26 protein-coding genes are annotated in these 19930 nt (G+C 65.7%); 4 read left to right on the top strand and 22 right to left on the bottom strand.

The genetic code is table 11. The features are described 5' to 3' along the window. Window position 1 precedes the first annotated feature (1 nt). Genes AMB_RS01980 through AMB_RS01935 form a run of 10 tightly spaced genes read right to left on the bottom strand, consistent with a single transcriptional unit; the run spans window position 2 to window position 8849 of the window. Entirely contained in the window at window positions 2–1345 is a 1344-nt protein-coding gene (locus tag AMB_RS01980) for a hypothetical protein (protein ID WP_011382834.1), read from the bottom strand. A gap of 2 nt (window positions 1346–1347) precedes the next feature. Further along, window positions 1348–1914, bottom strand: coding sequence for a hypothetical protein (locus AMB_RS01975; protein WP_011382833.1), 567 nt, complete (start codon window positions 1912–1914; stop codon window positions 1348–1350). Between the two features lie 4 nt (window positions 1915–1918). Continuing rightward, on the bottom strand, window positions 1919–2329 hold the full coding sequence (locus tag AMB_RS01970; protein WP_011382832.1) for a hypothetical protein: 411 nt from the start codon (window positions 2327–2329) through the stop codon (window positions 1919–1921). A gap of 10 nt (window positions 2330–2339) precedes the next feature. After that, a complete protein-coding gene (locus tag AMB_RS01965) occupies window positions 2340–3209 on the bottom strand; it encodes a hypothetical protein (protein ID WP_011382831.1) in 870 nt (289 codons plus the stop codon). A 6-nt stretch (window positions 3210–3215) separates the two neighbouring features. Beyond that, a complete protein-coding gene (locus AMB_RS01960) occupies window positions 3216–3713 on the bottom strand; it encodes a hypothetical protein (RefSeq protein ID WP_011382830.1) in 498 nt (165 codons plus the stop codon). Then, window positions 3710–6700 (bottom strand): tape measure protein, encoded by a 2991-nt coding sequence (locus tag AMB_RS01955; protein ID WP_011382829.1) that lies wholly within the window; start codon window positions 6698–6700, stop codon window positions 3710–3712. The genes AMB_RS01960 and AMB_RS01955 overlap by 4 nt, the downstream gene beginning before the upstream one ends. A 3-nt stretch (window positions 6701–6703) precedes the next feature. Next, the gene (locus AMB_RS01950) at window positions 6704–6889 is read right to left on the bottom strand and encodes a DUF7697 family protein (RefSeq protein WP_011382828.1); all 186 of its coding nucleotides are present in this window, start codon (window positions 6887–6889) and stop codon (window positions 6704–6706) included. A gap of 26 nt (window positions 6890–6915) precedes the next feature. Beyond that, window positions 6916–7431 (bottom strand): hypothetical protein, encoded by a 516-nt coding sequence (locus AMB_RS01945; protein WP_011382827.1) that lies wholly within the window; start codon window positions 7429–7431, stop codon window positions 6916–6918. A gap of 2 nt (window positions 7432–7433) precedes the next feature. Further along, window positions 7434–8393, bottom strand: coding sequence for a phage tail tube protein (locus AMB_RS01940; protein WP_011382826.1), 960 nt, complete (start codon window positions 8391–8393; stop codon window positions 7434–7436). A gap of 27 nt (window positions 8394–8420) precedes the next feature. Then, window positions 8421–8849, bottom strand: a complete 429-nt coding sequence (locus tag AMB_RS01935; protein ID WP_011382825.1) for a hypothetical protein — start codon at window positions 8847–8849, stop codon at window positions 8421–8423. A gap of 190 nt (window positions 8850–9039) precedes the next feature. Between AMB_RS01935 and AMB_RS01930 the strand changes: the two genes are divergently transcribed. Continuing rightward, window positions 9040–10113 carry a Fic family protein gene (locus tag AMB_RS01930; protein ID WP_231849058.1) on the top strand — a complete coding sequence of 358 codons (1074 nt, stop codon included), beginning with the start codon at window positions 9040–9042 and terminating at the stop codon, window positions 10111–10113. On the opposite strand, the gene AMB_RS01925 is transcribed toward AMB_RS01930, so the two are convergent. The 9 genes from AMB_RS01925 to AMB_RS01885 are packed head-to-tail and all read right to left on the bottom strand — an operon-like array spanning window position 10094 to window position 17834. Beyond that, complete coding sequence (locus AMB_RS01925) at window positions 10094–10732, bottom strand: DUF6441 family protein (RefSeq protein WP_011382823.1); 639 nt, start codon at window positions 10730–10732, stop codon at window positions 10094–10096. The genes AMB_RS01930 and AMB_RS01925 overlap by 20 nt on opposite strands. Next, a complete protein-coding gene (locus AMB_RS01920) occupies window positions 10729–11025 on the bottom strand; it encodes a head-tail joining protein (RefSeq protein ID WP_011382822.1) in 297 nt (98 codons plus the stop codon). The genes AMB_RS01925 and AMB_RS01920 overlap by 4 nt, the downstream gene beginning before the upstream one ends. Next, window positions 11025–12047: a major capsid protein gene (locus AMB_RS01915; protein WP_011382821.1), complete on the bottom strand. Its 1023-nt coding sequence runs from the start codon at window positions 12045–12047 to the stop codon at window positions 11025–11027. Before AMB_RS01915 ends, AMB_RS01920 begins: the two co-directional genes overlap by 1 nt. Window positions 12048–12061: 14 nt before the next feature. Continuing rightward, complete coding sequence (locus AMB_RS01910; RefSeq protein WP_011382820.1) at window positions 12062–12451, bottom strand: head decoration protein; 390 nt, start codon at window positions 12449–12451, stop codon at window positions 12062–12064. 12 nt (window positions 12452–12463) lie between these two features. Then, the gene (locus tag AMB_RS01905; protein ID WP_011382819.1) at window positions 12464–13696 is read right to left on the bottom strand and encodes a S49 family peptidase; all 1233 of its coding nucleotides are present in this window, start codon (window positions 13694–13696) and stop codon (window positions 12464–12466) included. Between the two features lie 8 nt (window positions 13697–13704). Beyond that, entirely contained in the window at window positions 13705–15135 is a 1431-nt protein-coding gene (locus AMB_RS01900) for a phage portal protein (RefSeq protein WP_011382818.1), read from the bottom strand. 2 nt (window positions 15136–15137) lie between these two features. Next, window positions 15138–15347 carry a phage head-tail joining protein gene (locus tag AMB_RS01895; RefSeq protein ID WP_009870805.1) on the bottom strand — a complete coding sequence of 70 codons (210 nt, stop codon included), beginning with the start codon at window positions 15345–15347 and terminating at the stop codon, window positions 15138–15140. A 2-nt stretch (window positions 15348–15349) separates the two neighbouring features. After that, window positions 15350–17230, bottom strand: coding sequence for a phage terminase large subunit family protein (locus AMB_RS01890; protein ID WP_197531971.1), 1881 nt, complete (start codon window positions 17228–17230; stop codon window positions 15350–15352). Between the two features lie 52 nt (window positions 17231–17282). Further along, on the bottom strand, window positions 17283–17834 hold the full coding sequence (locus AMB_RS01885; RefSeq protein WP_011382816.1) for a hypothetical protein: 552 nt from the start codon (window positions 17832–17834) through the stop codon (window positions 17283–17285). 97 nt (window positions 17835–17931) lie between these two features. On the opposite strand from AMB_RS01885, the gene AMB_RS01880 reads away from it, so the two are divergent. The 3 genes from AMB_RS01880 (at window position 17932) to AMB_RS01870 (ending at window position 19210) form a co-directional block, all read left to right on the top strand. Beyond that, window positions 17932–18297 (top strand): hypothetical protein, encoded by a 366-nt coding sequence (locus AMB_RS01880; protein ID WP_043743177.1) that lies wholly within the window; start codon window positions 17932–17934, stop codon window positions 18295–18297. Window positions 18298–18339: 42 nt separating this feature from the next. Beyond that, window positions 18340–18519, top strand: a complete 180-nt coding sequence (locus AMB_RS01875) for a hypothetical protein (protein WP_011382814.1) — start codon at window positions 18340–18342, stop codon at window positions 18517–18519. Window positions 18520–18619: 100 nt separating this feature from the next. Beyond that, window positions 18620–19210: a DUF3489 domain-containing protein gene (locus AMB_RS01870; protein ID WP_011382813.1), complete on the top strand. Its 591-nt coding sequence runs from the start codon at window positions 18620–18622 to the stop codon at window positions 19208–19210. Here the strand turns inward: AMB_RS01870 and AMB_RS01865 are convergent. The 3 genes from AMB_RS01865 to AMB_RS01855 all read right to left on the bottom strand — a co-directional run bounded on the left by AMB_RS01865 (window position 19186) and on the right by AMB_RS01855 (window position 19914). Continuing rightward, complete coding sequence (locus AMB_RS01865) at window positions 19186–19374, bottom strand: hypothetical protein (protein ID WP_011382812.1); 189 nt, start codon at window positions 19372–19374, stop codon at window positions 19186–19188. The two genes, AMB_RS01870 and AMB_RS01865, sit on opposite strands and share 25 nt — an antisense overlap. 3 nt (window positions 19375–19377) lie before the next feature. After that, on the bottom strand, window positions 19378–19647 hold the full coding sequence (locus AMB_RS01860; protein WP_011382811.1) for an HU family DNA-binding protein: 270 nt from the start codon (window positions 19645–19647) through the stop codon (window positions 19378–19380). Window positions 19648–19722: 75 nt separating this feature from the next. Continuing rightward, on the bottom strand, window positions 19723–19914 hold the full coding sequence (locus tag AMB_RS01855; RefSeq protein ID WP_231848946.1) for a DUF7220 family protein: 192 nt from the start codon (window positions 19912–19914) through the stop codon (window positions 19723–19725). Window positions 19915–19930: the final 16 nt, after the last annotated feature.

The following is a 19930-nucleotide window of genomic DNA, read 5'->3' as shown; positions in this document are numbered from 1 at the left end:
ATCAGATGCCTCCGATGATCGGGACGATGTAGGGGTAGTTGGTCGAGTGATAGGCGCTGTCGAAGATGTAGACGTTGAAGCCCGGCACCTTGGAGCTCATGTCGCCCTTGTCGGCGATGGCCTGAAACACCGTCCGGGTGTCGATGTGCGACATGTAGATGCCGTAGCCGCTGTCCGAGTTCGGGCTGTAGGAGATCATGAAGTCGCTGTCGCGGATGGGCGCGAACGACCGGCCATAGCTGGAATCCTGGTATTGCAGGAAGGCGTACTTCCCGTCCGACACCCGGATCAGGAACACCTCAGCCCCGGCCCCATAGTAGTAATAGGGCTGGTAGCAGATGACGTATTTGCCGTCGTTGGAGATCTGGAAGCGGATGCCGTTGCGGTCGGCGGATTCCATGCCGTAGGTGGTGGTCGTGCTCAGGGTGTGGGTGGCTTCCTTGGTGTAGCCACCGGCGCCGTTCGGCGTGAACCGGTCCAGCATGCAGTAATTGCTGGGCTCCATCCGCACGATGATGATCTTGCCGTCGTCGCAGGGAATGACGATGCCGCGATAGAGGCTCTCGGCATACCCGGCCGAATTGGCCGTCCAGTCGTAGAAGATGTGCTTGGTCTCATCGAGATTGTTGAACCAGGCGCGGCGGTTGCTGGCGGAAATGTCGAACGGTGGGACATTGGAATAGACGTGCAGCCTCATGGAGGTGCCACCATTCCTGTTCTCGTTGATGACCAACGTGCCGGTTTTCTCGTTGTAGCCGATCATCCCGTACTTGTTGTACGTGCCGAAATTGTTCTGGGCGTAGAACTTGGTGTTGGTCCAGGCCAGGTGCCAGCCCTCGGTGCCGGTCAGGCGGCCAGGCGCGATGGCACGCGGCGCCACGCCTGCGTACTGGTTCTCCATGAACAGGGCGAGGTTCTTGTTGGTCTTGTTGTTGACCCAGACGCCGACATTCCTCAGCGCCGTGCCGGCATAGGGGCTGGGGCGGCCGATCATCGAACCGTCGGGACCGACGCCGAGAGCGATATGGCCGAGATGCCCGCACCGCGCCGTGCCGTCACCGTAGGAGGTGTCGGTCGACGAGATGTTCGAGTTGGTCTGGCCGTAGGAATACCAGTTGTTGAAGAACTCGGTTCCCAAGCTGCTGGTGCTGCCCTGCATATAGCCGCTGTCATTGTAATGCTGGCGGCAAAGCTCCTGGAGATAGTGGTTGTAGACCACGGTACCCCAGGGCGCCGAGCTGCTCATGGTGACCACGGCGAAGGCCGGGCGCTTCCAGGGGTCGAGCAGATCGCTGTCAATACGGCGCTGGTACTGTTTCATCGCGTTGAACGTCAGGATGTCCATCGTCAAACCTCCGTAATGGCGGCAATCTGCCCGTCGGGCGTATAGGTGAAGCTGTAGGCGCGGGTGTAGGTGATGCCGCCCAAGGTCAGTTTCTCGGCGTAGCCCGCCATGGTTCCGTCGTCGTTGTAGGTGATGCCGTTGATCAGACGCGGGCCCTGCCGGATAGAAGCCGCCCTTCCCGCAACGTCGTAGACGACGTCACCCGCGACGATGCCCCCCGTGAACAGGGCAGCATTGGCGGCACTGACCGAATACCCGGCATTGGTTCCGAGGTAATTGGCGAGATTGACCTGAAACTCGGCCATCTGATTGTTGATGCGGGTTTCGATCCCGTTGGAGAAGGTCTCGATCTTGGCAAGGGCGGCGTTGAGACCGGCGATCACCGTGCCGTTGATGAAGCTGGTGGCCGTGGCCAGCCAGAGCGTGTTGATGTGATCCTTCAGGCCCTGGGCGATGGCATTGAGCCGGGCCGGGATTTCGCGGGCCTTGGAATTGCTGAAGATGCCGACATTGTCGGAGAACGCCGTGAAGGGAGCCGCATTGGGGATCGGGGTGATGGTCAGGGGCATGGGATCAAGTCTCCGCGTAGAAGGTTTCGAGGACGCAATCGCCGAACGATTCCAGGCTGCGTTCACCGACCATCACGGCGCCGGTGACATCCATGTTCCTTTCGTCGCGGTTAAGCAGCATCCACCGCTCCTCCCCGCCATGGGGGATGTCGCCCAGCCGGGAGGCCCGGGTGAGCATGAGGATGGCCTCGCCGCTTAAGTCCGTGGCGTAGAGTTCGGCGGCCTTGGTCGCCACCTTGCTCAGCAGGGCGTCGTAGGCATCGGTGTCCTGGACGGTTTCGATCAACTCGATGGCCTTCACCATCAGCGCGAAATCGTCCATCCGGAGACTGGGATCGTCGAGCTTGGTCGAGATGGTGGCGAAGCCGTTGTCCTGGGCGGCCTTGACCGTCAGGTAATGGGCAAGGGTGGTCATGGGCGTCCCCTCAGAACAACTCGATGCCGAGCGTCCGGTAGTCCGAGCCCCTGCGGGCGGAAACGATCAGAGTTTGCAGATCAAGTCCGGTGGCATCGGCAACGATGGTGGCCGCCGCTTCAGCCGCGACAGCGAAGCTCTCGGCCTGTCCGGCCCAGAAGGCGCCGTCGGTTTCGGCCTGAGCCGCAACAATTGCCGAGTCTGCGGCGGCGGTTTCCGAGGCGCGGGCCTGGGCCGCCGACGCGGTGGCCCTGGCCTCGGCGGCCACGGCCAAGGCCGAGGAGGCCGCCGTCTGCTGTTCCGACAGGGCCGCCGCTTCCGCGCTCGCCTGGGCGGCGGCTTCGCTGGTATTCGCCGCGATGGCGGAGGCGTTGGCTGCCGATGCCGAAGCTCCTGCATCGATTACCGACTGCGTGGCGACGGCTTTCGCCGCCACCGTGGCTGTCCGGGCCTGTTCCGCCTGGGCGGCAGCGTTTTCCGAGGCTTGCCGGGATGCCTGTGCCGCGACCGCGCTGGCATTGGCCGCAGCAGCATTGCCAGATGCGGATGAAGCACTGGCGGCGGCATGCGTTTCCGACTGACGGGCGGCCTGGGCGTTTGCCGTAATGGCTGCCTCGCTCGTTTCCACCGCATCGGCGCTGTTGACGGCAAGCGCCGCGCTGGCGGCCGCTGCAGCAACCTTCTGGTCCAAGGTGTTCAGACCGGACTGAAGCTGGGTATCGATATCGGCGATAGCCTTCGCCACCGTCTTGACGGTCCCACCCTCGGTGACGACCTGACACTCGGTCCCGCTGGCGGGGCCATGCACCACCTTGTGCAGCAGGGTGCTGTCCGCGGTCACCTTGGCGACGGCAGCAGCGAGATCGGTTTGCAGAGTCATGGATGATCACCAGCGAATGCTGACGGGCAAGCCGACATGCAGGGTGGTATGAAGGGTCTGGATGTTGGCAAAGAGAACGACCACATCCTCGGCCAGCAGGATCTCCAGCGCCCCCTCGTCGAGCATGGGGCGCTCGCGGACTTCCAACACCGAGGTGATGATCCAAGCCCCGCCTCGACTGGGCACCGCCTTGTAGGGGGTGTTGCCCTGGCCAACGAAACGGGCCTCGTGGGCGACAATGCCGCTTCCAACCAGCAGGGAGATGGCGAACCAGTCGGCGCCATCGTCCAGCTTCAGGCGAAACCATGCCTCGAAGGTGGCGAAATCCACCGCCGACATGCGCCAGCGCACAGGGATGCGGGTAGGCGTTTGGGTGAACCGCCGCCGCTGCCGGGCTGGGCCGGATTCCATGTCGGTGCGGGTGACGGCCGATTCCGGTTCCAGGGCATAACCGTCATAGGTCGGCAGCGGCAACCGGGTGGGCCAGGAGACGAGCGTGGTCATCGATAGGTCCCTGCCGCCGGGTTCAGCCCATAGCGATGCTCCAGCATCGGGGCCATGCCCTCGCCGCAACCGATGCGGCGGCTCATGCGGCCTTCAATCTCCTCAACGATGATGTCGAGATGGATGCGGCCATCCGCCCCCTGAGATTGCTCGGCGCGGGCCTGGGTGCCCGACGCATGATTGTTGACCGTGACCACCACGCCCACTGACGCTGGCTGCGACAGGGCGGCGTTCAGGATGCGGTCGGCATTATCCATCTGCCGGGGCGTGAAGACCCCCTCGCCGACGCGAGCGACGATGGGGCGTTCGCCAGCCACCAGACCGCCGCCGTGGAATTTCGGCGCATTGGAAAACACCGACGCGCTGTATGAACGAGTATCGAGCCGGTCGAGACCGATCAAGCCGCCGGTATGGGCGATGGCGAAGTTGCCGGTATCGGGCACCGGCGCCGCACCGCCGGAACTGGCGCCGCCCGAAGCGGTCCCAGAAAAGAAACTGCCGATGCTGGCGATCATGCCGCCGAAGATACCGCCACCGGCCCCGCCGAACAGCGGCGCCACCACCGACATGCGCCAGGCGGCGCGCAGGGCCTCCTCGGCTAGGCTGTTGAACAGATCCTGCCCGGCCAGCTTGCCGGTCATGGCCCATTTGACGAAGGCGTCCTCGCTGGCCCGCAAGGCTCCGGACATGGCACGTTCGGCACTGGCTGCGGCATTGCTGGCTTCGTCGGCATAGGCCCGCACCGCCCGGATGGCTCCGTCCTGCCAGTCGCGGCTGGCGGCCAGCTTGTCCTGCTCCAATTCCCGATAGCGGCGGGTGTAAGCCTCCTCCGACAAGGCGCCGCTGGCCCGCTGCTCGTTGAGCTTGGCCAGTTCATCCTTGAACCGCAGGGTGGCGTCATAGGCCAGAGTGGTTTGTCGGGCCTCGTCCTTGACCGCTTCGGCGTATTGGCGGGACCGGGCCGCCCGGTACTCATCGACCTTGGGATCATCCTCGGCCAGCTTGTGGCTGCGGGCGAATTTGGCGACGTCGTTGTCGATGGTGACGTTACGGACTTTGGTGCGATCACTGCTGCGCACCGCCTCCGCCAGCCGTATCTGGGCGTCGATCTCGCGCTCCAGATCGGCAACGGCACGGGCGGCTTCGCTGTTGGCGCGGGACTTCTGCACCTGGGCGTAGGAGGCAGCCAAGTCGCCATTGGCATCACTCAGCCCCTTGGAGGCCTGTTCGGCCAGCCAGTTGGTCCGTTCCGCCAGGATGGTGTCGGCCACCGAGCCTTTGGCGGAATCGGCGAGGCGATCATTGGCGGCGACTTCCTGCCCCATGGTGCGGATCAGGCCGTTCTTCTGCTCCAACAGTTCGGCGGCATCGATGCGGCGCAGCGCCCGATCGTATTCGGCCACCGCCGCGCCGTTATTCTTGAAGGCGAACTCCAGCACCTTGGCGGATCGTGCCGCGTCGATCTGGGCCTGTCCCCCGGTGCGGGCGGCTTCGGCCAGACGCTCCTGTCCACGGGCCTGGAGGTTCAATCCCAGCACCTCGGCCTGGGCCTGGGCGGACATCTCTCCCGCCCCCTTGGCCTCGGCCTCGCGGGCCAGCAGATCCTTGATCTCCTTTTCCTTGGGCTGGGTGCGATAGACGCCACCTTGCTGGAACAGCTCCTTCTCGATCTGGCGAAAGCCCTTGGCCGCCTCGTATTGGGCCTTGGTGCGGGAGAATTCGGCGTTGCCGGCGGCGCGGGCCGCATTCAGCTTCTCCTGCCATTCCACCTCGAATTTGAGATCCGACAGCTTCTCGATATAGGTCGGCTCGCGCTGCTCGGCCCTTACCCGGTCGCGCTCCATCTTGGCATGGGCTTCCATGCCCGCCCGCTTGCGGGTGATCTCGTCGAGATCGGCGGCGACATCCTGGCGCTCGGCCAGCAGGCGGCGCAGTTCCTCGTTTTCCTCCCTGACCGCCTGCACCACCACGGAATGGGTGCCCGCCGGCAACGGCTTATCGAGTGCCTGCTCGCCCCCCAGGGCGGCGATGCGGCGGTCCAGATCGGCCAGCCGCGACTTGACCGTCGATTCCCCCGGCGTCAGCGATTCCAGCGTCGCCGCCCCGGCATTGGCTCCGCCCGACAGAACCTTGCGCAGCCAGGGAGCGTTGGTAAATCCCTGCCAGGCATTGGCCATGCGGGTGAAGGACCGCTCGGCGGTATCGGCGCTTTCCTTGGCGGCCTCGTCGAAGCCCCGCAACGCCTTGATCAGGGTGTCGCGGAAAAAATCCGCCGTGACCTTGCCCTGGGTGACCATCTGGCGGAACCCGCCCGAGGGCAGAGCGGCGGCTCGGTCCAGTGCCTGCAGCAGGCCCGGCATGGGTTCGACGATCTGGTTGAGTTCCTCGGCGCGGAGCGTGCCCGACGACAGCCCCTGGGCCAGACCGAACAGCGATTGCTCCAACTGCTCGGACGAGGCACCCAGCGCGATGGCGGTGGACTGAAACCCTTCCAGCAAGGCGCGGCTTTCGCCGGTGGTGATGATCCCGGCCTTCTGCAACGCCGCCAGCCGGGAATAGGCCCCGACCACCGTTTCCAGCGCCGTGCCGGTCTTCTGCGCCTGGGCATAGAGATAGCTGGTGGTTTCGGTCAGGGCGGCGGCGCCGACCAGCCCCTTCAGCCGGGCCTCCAGGCTTTCCACCTTGATGGTGGACTCCACCATGGCCTTGCCGAAGAAGCCGATAGCCGCGCCCGCCGCCAGCCCGGCCGGACCCAACGCCATCATCACCGAGCCGATGGGGCCAAGCCGGGAAGCAAACCCCGCCATGCCGCCCTGGATATCCTGGCTGGCGGCATTCATCGCCAGCAGCGACTTCGACGCCGGTTGCGCCGCCCCTTCAATCCTGGCCAGCGCCTTCTGGCCGTCGTTACCCAGTTGGATCAGGCTCCGCCGAACGGTTTCGCCGTCCTGCAGGGACAGACGGATGGAGACGGATTTGGTTGCCATGGATCAGGTCTCGGTTTGAACCTTGGCGGAACCGGCCACCATTCCCCGCTCGACGAAAGGCAGCAGCCGAACCAGCAAAGGCCGGTCGTAACCCAGTGCCTCGGCCTGGATCAGCAAGGCGGGAAGGTCGAGCCCGGTGATGCCGCCACGCGGGCCGATGCGGATGGCGCCGATGGCCCCGGTCAGCAATTCCCAGGCTTGCCAGCCGGATTCACTCAGGGGGGTGTTGCGGTCATAGGGGCAGTCGCAGTTTCCACCGCAGCCTCGGCAGTAGTCAGGCCCGCCGCCGAAGTGCCATTCGGCGCGGGCCTGGAGACGTTTCCCTCGGCGATGACCGTTTCATGGGTTTCGGTGTATTGGACGACGAAGGACTCGGCCATGCGGGGAAGCTGCATCAGCTCGGCGATGGCGGTGTCGGTGACCTCCGCCGGTTGATCGGCCACGTCCAGCACGCCCTCCCATTTGGTGATGGCGGAACGGGCCAGACCTTGGGCAAACAACATCTGTGACAGCCCGGCCAGGGCGTCCTCGTCGGACAGATCGGGCAGACCGGTGATATCGGCCCCCGCCGCCTTGAGATCGGCATGCTCGGCGGCGATGGCACGGGCCATGCGCCAGCCGCGTGACCGGGCGGCCTCGTACACCGCCGTGGTCAGGGGACGGACGAACACCCGGACACCGTGGGGCAGATCGATCCAGTAGGGTTCCTTGGGGATGGTCAGGCGGATCATAATCAGTACCCCGCCACGTCGTTGACCAGGGTGACGCGGAGCAGATATCCCGCCACCGGATCGCGGGCCGCCCGCCAGTCGTAGCTGGCCTGGATGCCGCCGGGGCCTTTGATCTCCTGCTTCTTTTTCGGCAGGAAGACGCGGGGCAGATGGAAGGTCAGGGCAAAGGCCGAGCCGGGAATGGTGAAACCATATTCCATCGCCACCGGGCTCTCGGCGGCGATGGCGGTGGTCAGCGTGGTGTCGGTGCCGAAGCGGATGTCCACCGAACCCTCGGCGGTAGCCTCGGTCTCGTCCACGCCGTCGATCAGCCCGTCAGCGCGGATGGTCTCCACCCGCTCCAGATTGTTGGAAAAGGACAGCTTGCCGCCGACCACGTTGGCCAGTTGGCCGCCACCGACCCGGATGGTGCCGCTGCCCTGGGAAAAGCGCTTCAGGGCAAAGGTCGCCGGGGTGGCGTCGATGGTGGTGGCCGCTTCGGTCTCGCCCTGGGCGATCACACCGATGCTGGCATTGGCGGCGCCGGAGCGGGCCATGTCGAAGGACAGCTTGTCCAGCTTGGCGCCGCCGTGACGGAAGAACTTCGGCGCCGCCAGTTGGGCATGGCCGATCTCGATGGCGAGGCTGGGCAGTGTGCCGCCCGAGGTGAAGACATGGTTGAAGGTAGTGTCGCCATTATCGGCGGTGGCGGGCGCGCCGAACAAGCCCTTGAGCCAGAAGCCGAGCGCCCGCACATCCAGCGGCACACCGACATCGCCCTCGTCCTTGATCGCCTCATAGAACGGATCCTGGGCATCGCGGCCCTGACCCAGCAGCGGGTCGTAGCCCAGCGGGCGCTCGGCCCCCAGGCTGGATTCCTTGAACGACAGCCTTGTATAGCCGTCGGCCGGAAGCACCCCGTAGCTCGCCTCGAAGGCAGCCAGCAGCGCGCAATCGGCGCCATAGGCCCGAGTTTTCGCCATGGGAAACTCCCATATATAAGGTGAGGCTCAGCCCAGCGGGTCGCTGGAGCCGTAATGGATGGTGACCGGTACCGTGGCGCCCAGCAGGGACGCTGCCCCGTCGATGGCGAGGCCGGAGGTCTTGGGAGCCCCCCAGTCCAGCCATTCGGCCAGACCGCCGAGGGAACGGTCGGCGGCAAGGGCCTGCCCCACCGCCATCAGCAGGACGTCCAGAGCGACGCTGTCGTCATCCTGGCCGCGCTGGAGGATCACCTCGATCTCGGCCTGGTGTTCCCAGAGATAGGTGACGGGCGACAGGATCACCTCCGGGTCGCCGGGATCGCCGTCGCGCAGGATGATCAATCCCCCGGCGGAGACCGTTTCGGGCAGCGGCGCTTCCCGTTTGACCGTGGCGCCAGGCACCGTTTCCAGCCGCGCCAGCAGGGCGGCGAGGATCTGTTCGCGGACACTGGCCATGCTTTCCCGATCTCGAATAACTGCTCATGCGGCGAATAACTCAAAATTCTCCGCAACATGTGCGGTGAATTACGTTGCTGCCTGCAGCGAATGACGGCATATTCTCCGTAACTTCTGCGGAGAATATGCCGTGTACATCTGGAGAGAAGACAACTGGCCCCAATTCCGCTGGGATGCCCAAGCGTTGCTGATGCCCCTGGCGGAAGCCCGCCACAAGCAGGGGCATCTGCTCGGCCAAATGCAGCGTCTTGGCTTCGATCTTAAGTGCGAGGCGGAACTCCGGGCTACCACCGAAGACGTGATCAAGACCTCGGAGATCGAGGGAGAACGGCTGGATATGGCCAGCGTCCGCTCTTCGGTAGCCCGGCGTTTAGGGCTGCCGGACGGCAGCGTGCTGCCCCCAGATCGCAAAATCGACGGCATCGTCGAGATGATGCTCGATGCCCTGCGCAATCACGCAATCCCCCTGGCTCAGCAACGCTTCTTCGGGTGGCATGCCGCGCTCTTCCCGACCGGGTGGTCCGGGCTGCACAAGATCACCATTGGCGACTGGCGCACCGATAGTGCCGGCCCCATGCAGGTGGTGTCCGGCCCGATTGAACGCCCCAAGGTCCATTATGAAGCCCCACCAGCCGAGCAGGTCGGGAGCGAAATCGAGCAATTTCTGGAATGGTTCAACCAGCCCCCGGCCATGGACGGCCTTCTGCGCAGCGCCGTCGCCCATCTGTGGTTCGTGACGATCCACCCGTTCGACGACGGCAATGGCCGCATTGCCCGCACCATCGCCGATCTCGCCCTGGCCCAGATGGAGGGCACTGGCCAGCGCTTCTACAGCATGTCGGCGCAGATCCAGCGGGAACGCAGCCATTACTACGAAATCCTGGAGCGGACCCAGCGCGGCAGCCTCGATATCACCGCGTGGCTGTCCTGGTTCATCCAATGCTATGGCCGGGCGATCGATGCCGCCGAAGTGGCGGCCCAGGGCGTGCTGGGCAAAGCCGAGTTCTGGCGGCGCTTCACCTCCGAACCGATGTCGGCCCGGCAGAAGGCCGTCCTCAATCGCTTCATGGACGGATTCGAGGGCAACCTTTCCGCCAAGAAGTGGGCCGCCATCGGCAAATGCTCGGTCGATACCGCCCAACGTGACATCAATGACCTACTGGAACGGGGCATTCTGGTCCGCAATCCGGGCGGCAGCAAACGCACCAGCTATAGCGTGGCCGGGATGCCGCCGGTTACGGACCCTAATTCCGCCAATTCCTGACGATCAGCTCCGGCAGCGCCGAAGCCCACCGTTCGGCGACGCCGTCCACATCTAAGCGCTTCCTCAAGCTCACCTGCGGCACCAGGATGAACATCACCACACTGGTCATCCCGCGCCCGGAGCGGAGCGCCGAGGCGCTGCCCTTGGCGAAGCCTCCCCGCTTGCCGGTGCGGACCCGCATGTTCTCGGCCACCAGCAGCGAGGGGGCACCCCGGCGGTAGATAAATCGCAACCGGCTGCCGTGCATCTGTTCCCACAGGCCGGGCGTCATGCGCTTGCCTCGGGCGCCGGTGCCGGCTGCGGGCGTGGGGATCGCCAACCAGAAGCCGTGCTTGGATTTGATCACGGCACCCTGGTCGAAGGCGCGGATGATGGTGGGAGCCCTGGTGAAGACGAAGCCCGCTGCCTTGATGCTGTTGCGCCCCTTGGGATAAAGCTCGGCCCGCCAGGTGTTGGCGAGGCGCTGGCCCATGCCAGCCTCGGTGACCTGGCGGCGAAGATCGGCCTTCAATCCGTCGGCGGCTTGGCGCATGGCGGCGGTGACGGCGTCCTCGGCGGCCTTGATTTCCTCGGCCATGATCTTGCGCAGATCGCCGGAAATTGCCGCCGCCAGTTTCATGCCGGTCTCGTATCCAAGGTCCAGACCAACCGCTCGGCATCCAGGCGGGGTTCGCCTTGGACGACGAAACTGTCGCCGTCATGGACGATCACATCCCCCGCCTGGGGTGCCGGAACCTCCCCCCGCCGAATCTCGAAGACCGCCGTCCCCGTGTGGACGGTGATGTCCGAGAACTCGATGTCGCGGTCGGGCCGTCGCACCAGGGCACGCACGGGGCTGCCCTGGTAGGTCACGGCGACGGCCATGTTCGGATCGGCGATCAGGTCGTCGATGGCATCCGCAAAGGCGCTCATCAATTCCCCGAGAACAGACGCACCGCCAGGCGGGGCCGCTTGTTGACCGGCAGGATGGACGCCTCGGTCTTGACGTCGATGGCGCTGCCGTCCTGCCGGGCCAATTGCCGGGCATACATGGGAACGCCCAGGGTGTTGACGGTCTCGATCAAATTGGCCGGGGCGCCATAAGTGACGAAGGTGTCCATGGTGCCCAGCGGGAAGGCGATGCCTTCGCCCGGCGGGATCAGGGTTTCGGTCTGGCCGGTGGAAAGGGTGACGGTGGCGCTGTATTCCTCGAACACCATGCCGGCGAAGGGGAAGCGGCGGCGGACGTCTTCCCGCAGCGGCTGAGCACCGGTCGAGGAATAATACTGGTAAGCCTGCTCGACCTTGGCATGGCCGATCAGCTTGTCGAAGAATTCCGGGCTGACCAGGGCCAGCACGCTGGTCATGGTCTCGCCCTTTAGCTCGGTCTCCACCTTGCGCAACACGTCGCGGATCTTGGCCTGGACATTGGTGGTGGCGGTGCCCAGGGCGAAATCCACCTGCTGGCGGGCAAGGCCGAATTCGCTGAAATAATCGTAGAGGGTGGACCCGCCGCCGTCGCGGACCACGCCCTTCAGCGCATTGACCTCCATGAACTCGCGGGTCTGGGCGTGCTTGCTCCGCATGCGGGTCAACTTGCGCTCCATCACCGTGGCCAGGGGATCGGCGGCATCGGCGACGCCGAAGCCGCGCACGCCCTGGACATCCTGGGGCGTGATGGAGTCGTCATGGGGAATCCACGGCACGGTGAAGGAGCGCATGGACCGGGCATCACGATTGGCGACGGTGGCCGGGCCGCCCAGGGGAACGGTGGGCAGCAGGTTGAGGACACCCTCGGCCTGCTCGATGATGACGCTGCGCTGGGTGACGCCCTCGAAGCGAAACAGCCCCATCTGGCCCAGCCGAGTATAGAGGTTGGGCAGGATGTTGATGGCCTGGGTCATTTCGGCGAGCGAGTAGCCGCCCACGTCGAAGGGATTGATGATCTGGGTCATGGGAAAGGCTCCGATCAGACGGTGGCGCGGGCAACCAGCCCCACGGTGGCAAGCTGGACAATCTTGGCGGCCCGTTCGGTGGGCTGGTCGACCGAGGCGTCGAACACCAGGGCGGTATCGGCCAGGATGACAGGGCCGCGGGCGGCGATCAGGCCGGTGGCCACGCCGTCGGTGGCGTCCACCGCGTCCAGCAGCACGGCGACGGCCACCTCCGCCCCTTCGTCCCCCACCACCTCGGCGGCGGGGGACAGGCGGTATTCACCGCTGGCGGAGATGCGGCCCAGCACGGAACCCAGGGGATAACTGGTCCCGGCCTTCAGCGTCACGGTCTCGCGGGAGTAGCTGGCGTTCAGTTCAAACTTCAGCAGATCGCCCAGGGTGGGCGAAGCGGTCAGCACATGCATGGCGGGGTGTCCTTATTTCCGGGCGGCGGCTTCGCGGGCACGCCGGACGATGGGGCTTTCGGTTTCGGACTTGGGGGCGGCTCCCGCCGGAGCGGCGGCGACCACATCGGTGGCCTCGGAGCGCTCGGCCAGTTGCTCCAGCACGGTGCGACGCAGCGCCTCGGGGCGGATGCCCTTGGCCATGGCCTCGGCGGGATCGATGGTCACGCCCAGGCGGGCGGCCTGAGCGGCGATGGCGCTGATCTCGGAATATTCGGCGCGCAGGCGCTGTTCTACCTGGGCGGTTATTGCGCCGGGCACCGGAACAATGGCTCCCGGAGTGGAGCGTTCGGTTTCGTTGATAGGGATGTCCCCCGTTTGCTCGGACATGGTGGTCTCCTTGGGTCTGGACAGGACGGGGGTACGGACGGAGGGACGGGTCAGGGATGCGCCGAGATCGGCCAGCGCTTGCCGCAGGGTACCGACCTTGTCGGCCAGCCCGGCGGCAACCGCCTGGTCGCCGCGATAGACCACAGCCTCGGTGGCCCGCACTGCGTCGGGAGACAGGCGGCGGCGCTCGGCCACCAGGGTGGCGAACTTCCCATAGAGGGCATCGACGTCGGCCTGGAGGGCCGCGCGGGCAGAGTCGGACAGCGGCTGGTGGGGATTGCCATCGACCTTGGCGGCACCGGCATGAACGAAAGTCCAGGCCAGCCCAGCCTGGGCATCGGCCCCCGATTCGTCGCGGTGGACGGCGACCACGCCGATGGAGCCGACCTCGCCGGTCTGGGTGACGTAGAGGCGGTCGGCGGTGCAGGCGATGGCATAGGCCGCCGATAGGGCCGCCTCGTCCGCCACCGCCCAGATGGGCTTGCCGCACTGGCTGCGGATGGCCTGGATGTGGTCGACCAGATCGAACAGGCCACCGACCTCGCCACCGGAAGAGTCCACATCCAGCAGGATGGCGCGGATGCCGGGATCAGTGGCCGCCGCCTCGATGGTTTCGGCGATGTCCGAATAGGCAGTGAGCCCACTTGCGGCACCCAGGTAGCCCGACCGCGCCACCAGGGTGCCGACCACCGGGATGATGGCGATACCGTCGGGCGTGACCTCCACATCGTCGGAAGGAATGGCATCCCCGTCGAAAGGCGCCGCCTGCCCGGCCAGCCGGGGACCGAGCGCGGCCAGGATCACGTCCAGCTTGCTGCGGGCGACCAGTAGCGGCGCCCCGTAGAGACGGGCCGCGAGATGGGGCAGATCGTGCATGGTGGTCCTTACGATGTCGGTGGGGGCAGCAAGAGCGGTGACGGATCGGAACCGAAGGTCAGCCCCAGCCGCTGTTCGCGTTCCCGGTCGGTGGCAATCTCGGCATCGACCTGTTCGGCGTCGTAGCCACGCTCGGCCAGTGCCTGCGTCCTGCTTTTCAGACCCGCCCCGATCTGCTCGATCTCGGCCTTGGCGTCCTTCAGCGGATCGACCCAGTCCCATTTCGGCGGCAGCCAGGAACAGGCGATGAAGCTGGCGCGGTTGCGCTCGTAGCCGGGAATGTCGAGCGCCCCGGACAGCACCGCCACATCTAACCAGCGCTGCCACACTTTCCTGCACATCTGGTGGACCATCACCGAGTGCTGCCATGCCTCGACCCGGCGGCGGAACTCCAGCAGCGCCATGCGCGAGTTGGAGTAATTGGCCTTCAGCATGTCGTTGCTGAGGTAGGCGTAGGGGATGCCGGTGGCGGCGGAGATCTGCAGCAGCGTCCGGTACTCGAACGGCTCATACGATCCGCCGACATCGGCGGGGGCCGAGGTCTGGATCTGCTCGCCCGGCTCCAAGGGCACTACTTGGCCGGGCTGGACCTCGACGATGCGGTCGCCGGAACCATCGTCGGCGGGCACCATGTCGATCACGTCGGCCGGGGCCGGAGAGATCACGAACATGGCGTACATGGCCGCGATCTTCTTGCGCTCCAGTTCGGCGTCGTCGTACTGATCGAGCAGGAACAGCTTGACGATGGCCGGGGCCAGCCTGGAGACGCCGCGAAGCTGGCCGGATTCCACCGGGTCGATGACGTGGATGATCTCGGCGGCCGGCACCCGCACCATTTCGCCGACCATGCCGGGATCGGTGAGATCACCGGGATGACGCCGCAGAAACCAATACGCCGCCCGCCGACCGATGCGGTCGAACTCGATGCCCTGACGGATGGTGTTGCCGTTGGGAAGAACCTCGGTTCGGGTCAGCGGCAGCATCTCGGACGGCAGCATCTGAAGCTGCAACGGCACCGTCAGGCCGTCTTCCGGGCGACGCGGGCGCAGGCGGAAGAACACTTCCCCGGCGATGAACACCTCGCGGGCGGCTCGGCGCTGCTGGCCGTAGAAATCGGTCAGCTCCTCGGCGTCGGACTCGTCGGTCCAGGCCAGCCAGAGCTGCTGCACCAGGGCCTTCAGATCCTTGTCGGCGATCAGGGATGACGGCTTGATGCCGGTGCCGACGGCATTGCCGGTCCAGCTTTCGGCGGCATTGAGGGCATAGCCGTTATTGCGCACCAGATAACGGGCTCGCGCCGTGATGTCGGAACCGGCAGCCGCGATCAGGGTGTTGACATGGGCGCGGCTGGGCTGGAAGCCCTTGAGCCGGCGGCTGCCCTGGGCGGCCTCGAAGCCGCCGATCAGGGCACCGAGGCGACGGCGGAAACTCCCCAGCATGGTCACAGCCCCTTGGTGGCGACGGCGAGGATGCGCCGACGGGGCTTCTTGCCCTCCAGCATGGCGATACGGCGGTCGAGATCGGCCAGCACATGGTTGGCCTGGGTCAGGTCGTATTGGACGGTGCGGTCGCCCACCGTGACGCGGGCCACCAGGGAGTTGCGCCTCGCCAGCACCTTTTCCCGCTCGGCCTTCATTTCGTCGAGAGTCATGATCAGTGCATCCCGCTGAACTTGATGATCCGCCGGGGGCGACGGACGGTGCGGCGGATCTGACCCGCCTGGGCTTCTTCGGGTTGAACCGTCTCGGACGGGCCAATCTGGGCTTCCAGATCCCGCCACTTGGCCTCCGACCAGCGGTCGGCACCGACGATCCAGACGGCGGCGCGGGCATAGACCCGGCAATCCAGCGCCTCGTTGCGTTCGCGCAGCTTCTGCCATTCCAGCTTGGTGAAGCCGCGTCGGTTCTTGACCGTCACCAACTGCTCGGCGACGAACTGCTTGCACCACTCCGAGTCCGCCCACGATGGCAGATGCACCGTTCCGGCCGGGAAACGGATGCCCGAGGCCAGTTCCTCGTCGGTGGGCCGCTCCAGGCGCAAGTACCGGTAGGTCTCCGACTTGAAGGTGGACACCGCCACCGTCCAGAGGCGGGCACCACGGCGCACCTTCTTGCCGCCCTCGGTGGCGTCCACATAGGTGGGGCCCGACACCGGGCTGGAGCGGTTGAAGCCCTCGACGCCCTTGATCGGCGAGACTTGGCCTACGCCCATCCGGCGAGCCCAGGTGTAGACCGCCGAAGCCTCGTAGCCGCTGTCGATGGCGAGGCGGGCGATCTTCAGGGCGGCGCCGTTGGCATGTTGCCAGGTCTTCGCCAGCACCTGCTCCAACGCAGTCCAGGTTTCGGCATGTTCCGGCCCACCGTCGATGACGATGTGGTCGATCAGCCAGCTTTCCAGGTTGCGGCCCCAGGCCCAGACATCAATCTCGACGCGGTCCTTCTGGACATCGGCCCCGGCGGTGAGGAACAGGGCGCCTTCCGGCACACTGCCATTGGCCCAGTTTTCGCGGCGGTCGTAGAGCCGCTGCCAGTCGGGGGCCTCGCCGGATTCGGTCCAGGTTTCGCCCAGCACGGTGTTCTTGAACACCCGCAGCGCATCGTCATTTCCTTGTGCCGCTTCCCACAGGCGGACGATGTCCCGCCACGATTGCCAGCCCGGCGGTGAATACAGCGCCGAGATGTGAAAGCCGATGGTACCGGGATCAGTGCCCGTGGCCGTCGCCTGCCAAACGCCTGCCGCCAGCATCGCGCCTTTGTGGTGCTCGGCGATCTCCTGCTCGCAGGCTTCGCAGTGATAGCGCACCGTCTCGGGGCGGCCCTTGTCCCAGCGCAGCCGCTCGAATTTCAGCCACTGCATGGTCCCGCAATGAGGGCACGGCACGAAGAACCGCCGCTGATCGCTGGCCTCGTATTCCCGCTCGATGCGCGACATGCCCCGGATGGTCGGCGTCGAGGCCAGGAACACCTTTCGGCGATGGGCGAAGGTCAGAGACCGCGCCTCGGCCAACCCCACCGGATCGCCTTCGTCGTCGGCGGAAGCCGGATAGGCGTCGACCTCGTCGAGGAACAGGTAACGGGCCGGCATGGAACGCAGGCCCACCGCGCTGTTGGCGCCGGTCAGCACCAATGTGCCGCCAGGGAAATCCTTTGACAGCATGGTATTGCCGGCGTCGCGCGAGCGGGCCGGTTTGACCCGTTCCCGGATGGCCGGGCTTTCCTCGATCAGAGGGTCGATGCGCTGGCGCGACGCCCGCTTCGCCATCTCCACCGTCGGCTGGACGCACAGCATCGGCCCCGGCGCATGGTGGATGACGAAGCCGATGAAGCAACACCCGGCTTCGGTCGCCCCCACCTGGGCCGCCTTCATGAACACCACCCGCTGTACCGGATTGGTAGGCGACAGCGCGTCCATGATGTCGCGCATGTAAGGGGTACGGGCCGTGCGGTACCGGCCCGGTTCCGCCGAGGCCCGGCTGGACAGCATGCGGTGCTGATCGGCCCATTGGGACACGGTCAGGCGGGGATCAGGACGCATCCCGTCCTGCCATGCCAGCAGCACAGCATCGGCCCCACGGAACCCATACGCGTCATCGGAAGTTCGGCTCGATGGCGGCGAGTTCGTCGAGATGGGCGTGGACATGGGCTTCCAGCAGGGTCTGCATCACATGCGGGTCGATCCCGATCTCCGCCGCCATCTGCCCGGCCACCCGGGCGGGCCAGGTGATCCAGGAATCCCGTTCCTGCCGGGCCAGCTTGAACACCAGGGCGGTGGCCCGTGCCCGGTCGACCACCTCATCCTTGAGGCGATCCACCTGGATGCGGGCTTTCTGGGCTTTGGCGACTTCGTGGGCGGTGCGGGCCTGGGCGAAGGTGGCGCCGGCGGCGGCGGCGACCGGGACAACCGGGGTAGTTTCGCGCTGGGGCGTAGGTGTCGGGGAAGCCGGCGCTTCAATGACCGGCTTCGGGGCAGAAGTAGCCCGTCGGCCAGGGTCGGTCTGGGCATCCCAGGCGGCGTCGGCCTTTACCGGGTCGATGGTGCCGTCGGGCTCCTGGGGAATCCGGCCCGTTTGCACCGCCTTGCGCACGGCGGTATGACTGACGCCACGCCTGCGGGCATATTCTCGAACGGACACCCCCATGATCGAAGCCTTAAAACGAAAGGAAATGATCCGCTATTCCAGTTGATGTGCCGGGCCGACAGAGCGATGGATGGTCCCACGAACAGAGGAGACCACCATGCCCAACACCATCCTCCCCACCGCCAATATTGATTGGGGCTTTTTCGGCACCTTGGGCGATCACGCCGACCAGGCCGAAGCCTGGAATTTGGCGATGCCTGCGATCCAACTCGCCACCGGCTGCCCCGACACGGCGGTACGCGATTTCCTCGACAGCACCCAAGGCCGCCACTTCGCCGACGACGTCGCGAACGGATTGTTTCGCGGTCTCGGGCTGGCGGCGGCGATCGATGCGGCGGTGGCCCGCTGGATGGTCTGGACCATCAGCCGCCACACGGCGCGGGAAACCGGAATCCCGCACGGGCTGCCCTACCTCACCGGCTTCGTCACCCATTTCGAGGTCATGGCTGACGCGGCAGCCTGAGGTCCGGCCTCGCCGGCAGCACCGTCAAGAAAGGAGATACGGATGACTGATTCCACCGAGATCGACCGCCTGCGTGCCGACAATGCCGCCATGGTGGGAACGTTGCGGGCCATCGACCGCGCCGCGACCGAGATAGAAGCAACGGATGGGCCTGCCGATGACCGCGCCATGTGGACGGCCATTTACGAGGCCCGGCGTCTCCTGGCCAACATGGCCGCCTGACGCCCTTGGTTCCCGCATCGCCCGACCGGGTCCGCCCGGTTGGGCTCGGGGTGGTACTGGGCGCGGATTGACCGCGCCGTACCCCGAGAGGAACCGAACCATGACCCAGATTCAGCTATCCGATACCCAGTCCGTCATCCTCGCCGCCGCCTGCGCCCGCGAGGGCGGGCTGGTCCTGCCGATCACCGCATCCTTGAAGGGCGGAGCGGTCGACATGGTGCTGACCAGCATGATCAAGAAGGGCTTGATCGAGGCGATTCCGGTTGAAGCCGGTGCCCCGGTCTGGCGCGAGGACGAGGATGGAAGCCCGCTGACGCTGGTCGCCACGGCCGCCGCCTACATGGCGTTGGGCATTGTCGCCGACACGGGCGCGGACTCAGGCCCGGAAGAAGAACCGGCGGCTGACATGGCCGACGAGGCAGAATCCCCGCCCACGGACGCCCACGTCGCGAAACCGGCCCGTAAGCCCCGCGAAGGCACCAAGCAGGAGGCCCTGATCGCCATGCTGAAGCGGCCCGAAGGCGCCAGCATTGCCGAGATTACCGCCGAGTTTGGCTGGTTGCCACATACGGCAAGGGGAGCAATCGCCGGTGCCTTGAAGAAGAAGCTGGGCCTTGACGTCACCAGCGAGAAGATTGAAACGAGGGGCCGGGTGTACCGGATTGCTCAGAATGCGGAAGCCGCAGCCTGACGCTCCACCTCGGTCAACAGCAACATTGCGAGATCGAGGGCAGTGCGATCACCCGCCCTCGATACGTCATTCACCCGATCCTGTGCCCTGGCGACGGCATTGATGCCGTAACGCGCCAGCATCTCGGATGCGGCCTTGGCCACATGCTCGGGGTCAACCGCCATCGGCTACAGCGACTTCTTCAGCGCCGCCGAGGTGCTGAACTTGATCGAGGTCGAGGCGGCAATGTCGATGGTCTTGCCGGTCCGCGGATTGCGACCCTGGCGGGCCGGGCGCTCGGACTTGGAGAAGGAGCCGAAGCCGATGAGGCTGAAGCGGCCCTCGGTCTTGACGCCTTCGACGATGGTGGCCAGCACCGCTTCGACAGCGGCATCAGCCTGGGCGACAGTGCAACCAGCGGCTTGGCGGATGGCCTTGGACATGGCGGATTTACTCATGATGCTCTCCCCTCGGAAATCAAGGCCGGAAGAGTAGATTCAGAGGCGGCCGAATCCAAGCCCGCAATATCATCCTCATAGCAGCCGTTCAAAGACCCGCCGCAGCAAGTAACTCCTGATCAGCGAGACCACCAAAAACACCAAGCCGATGGCGAGATCATCGGCCAGGGTGATGTGAATGCCAAAGATCGGGAATACCACCACCTGGGTGGCGACCGCGATGGCGTAGCCGATCACCACGTTGGCAACGGCCTCGACCATGGACATGCTGCGTGATTGACGC

This window comes from Paramagnetospirillum magneticum AMB-1, from assembly GCF_000009985.1.
Taxonomy (GTDB): domain Bacteria; phylum Pseudomonadota; class Alphaproteobacteria; order Rhodospirillales; family Magnetospirillaceae; genus Phaeospirillum; species Phaeospirillum magneticum.
Note: the sequence above shows the minus strand (reverse complement) of the source record. Positions and strands in the feature narration are given on the sequence as shown.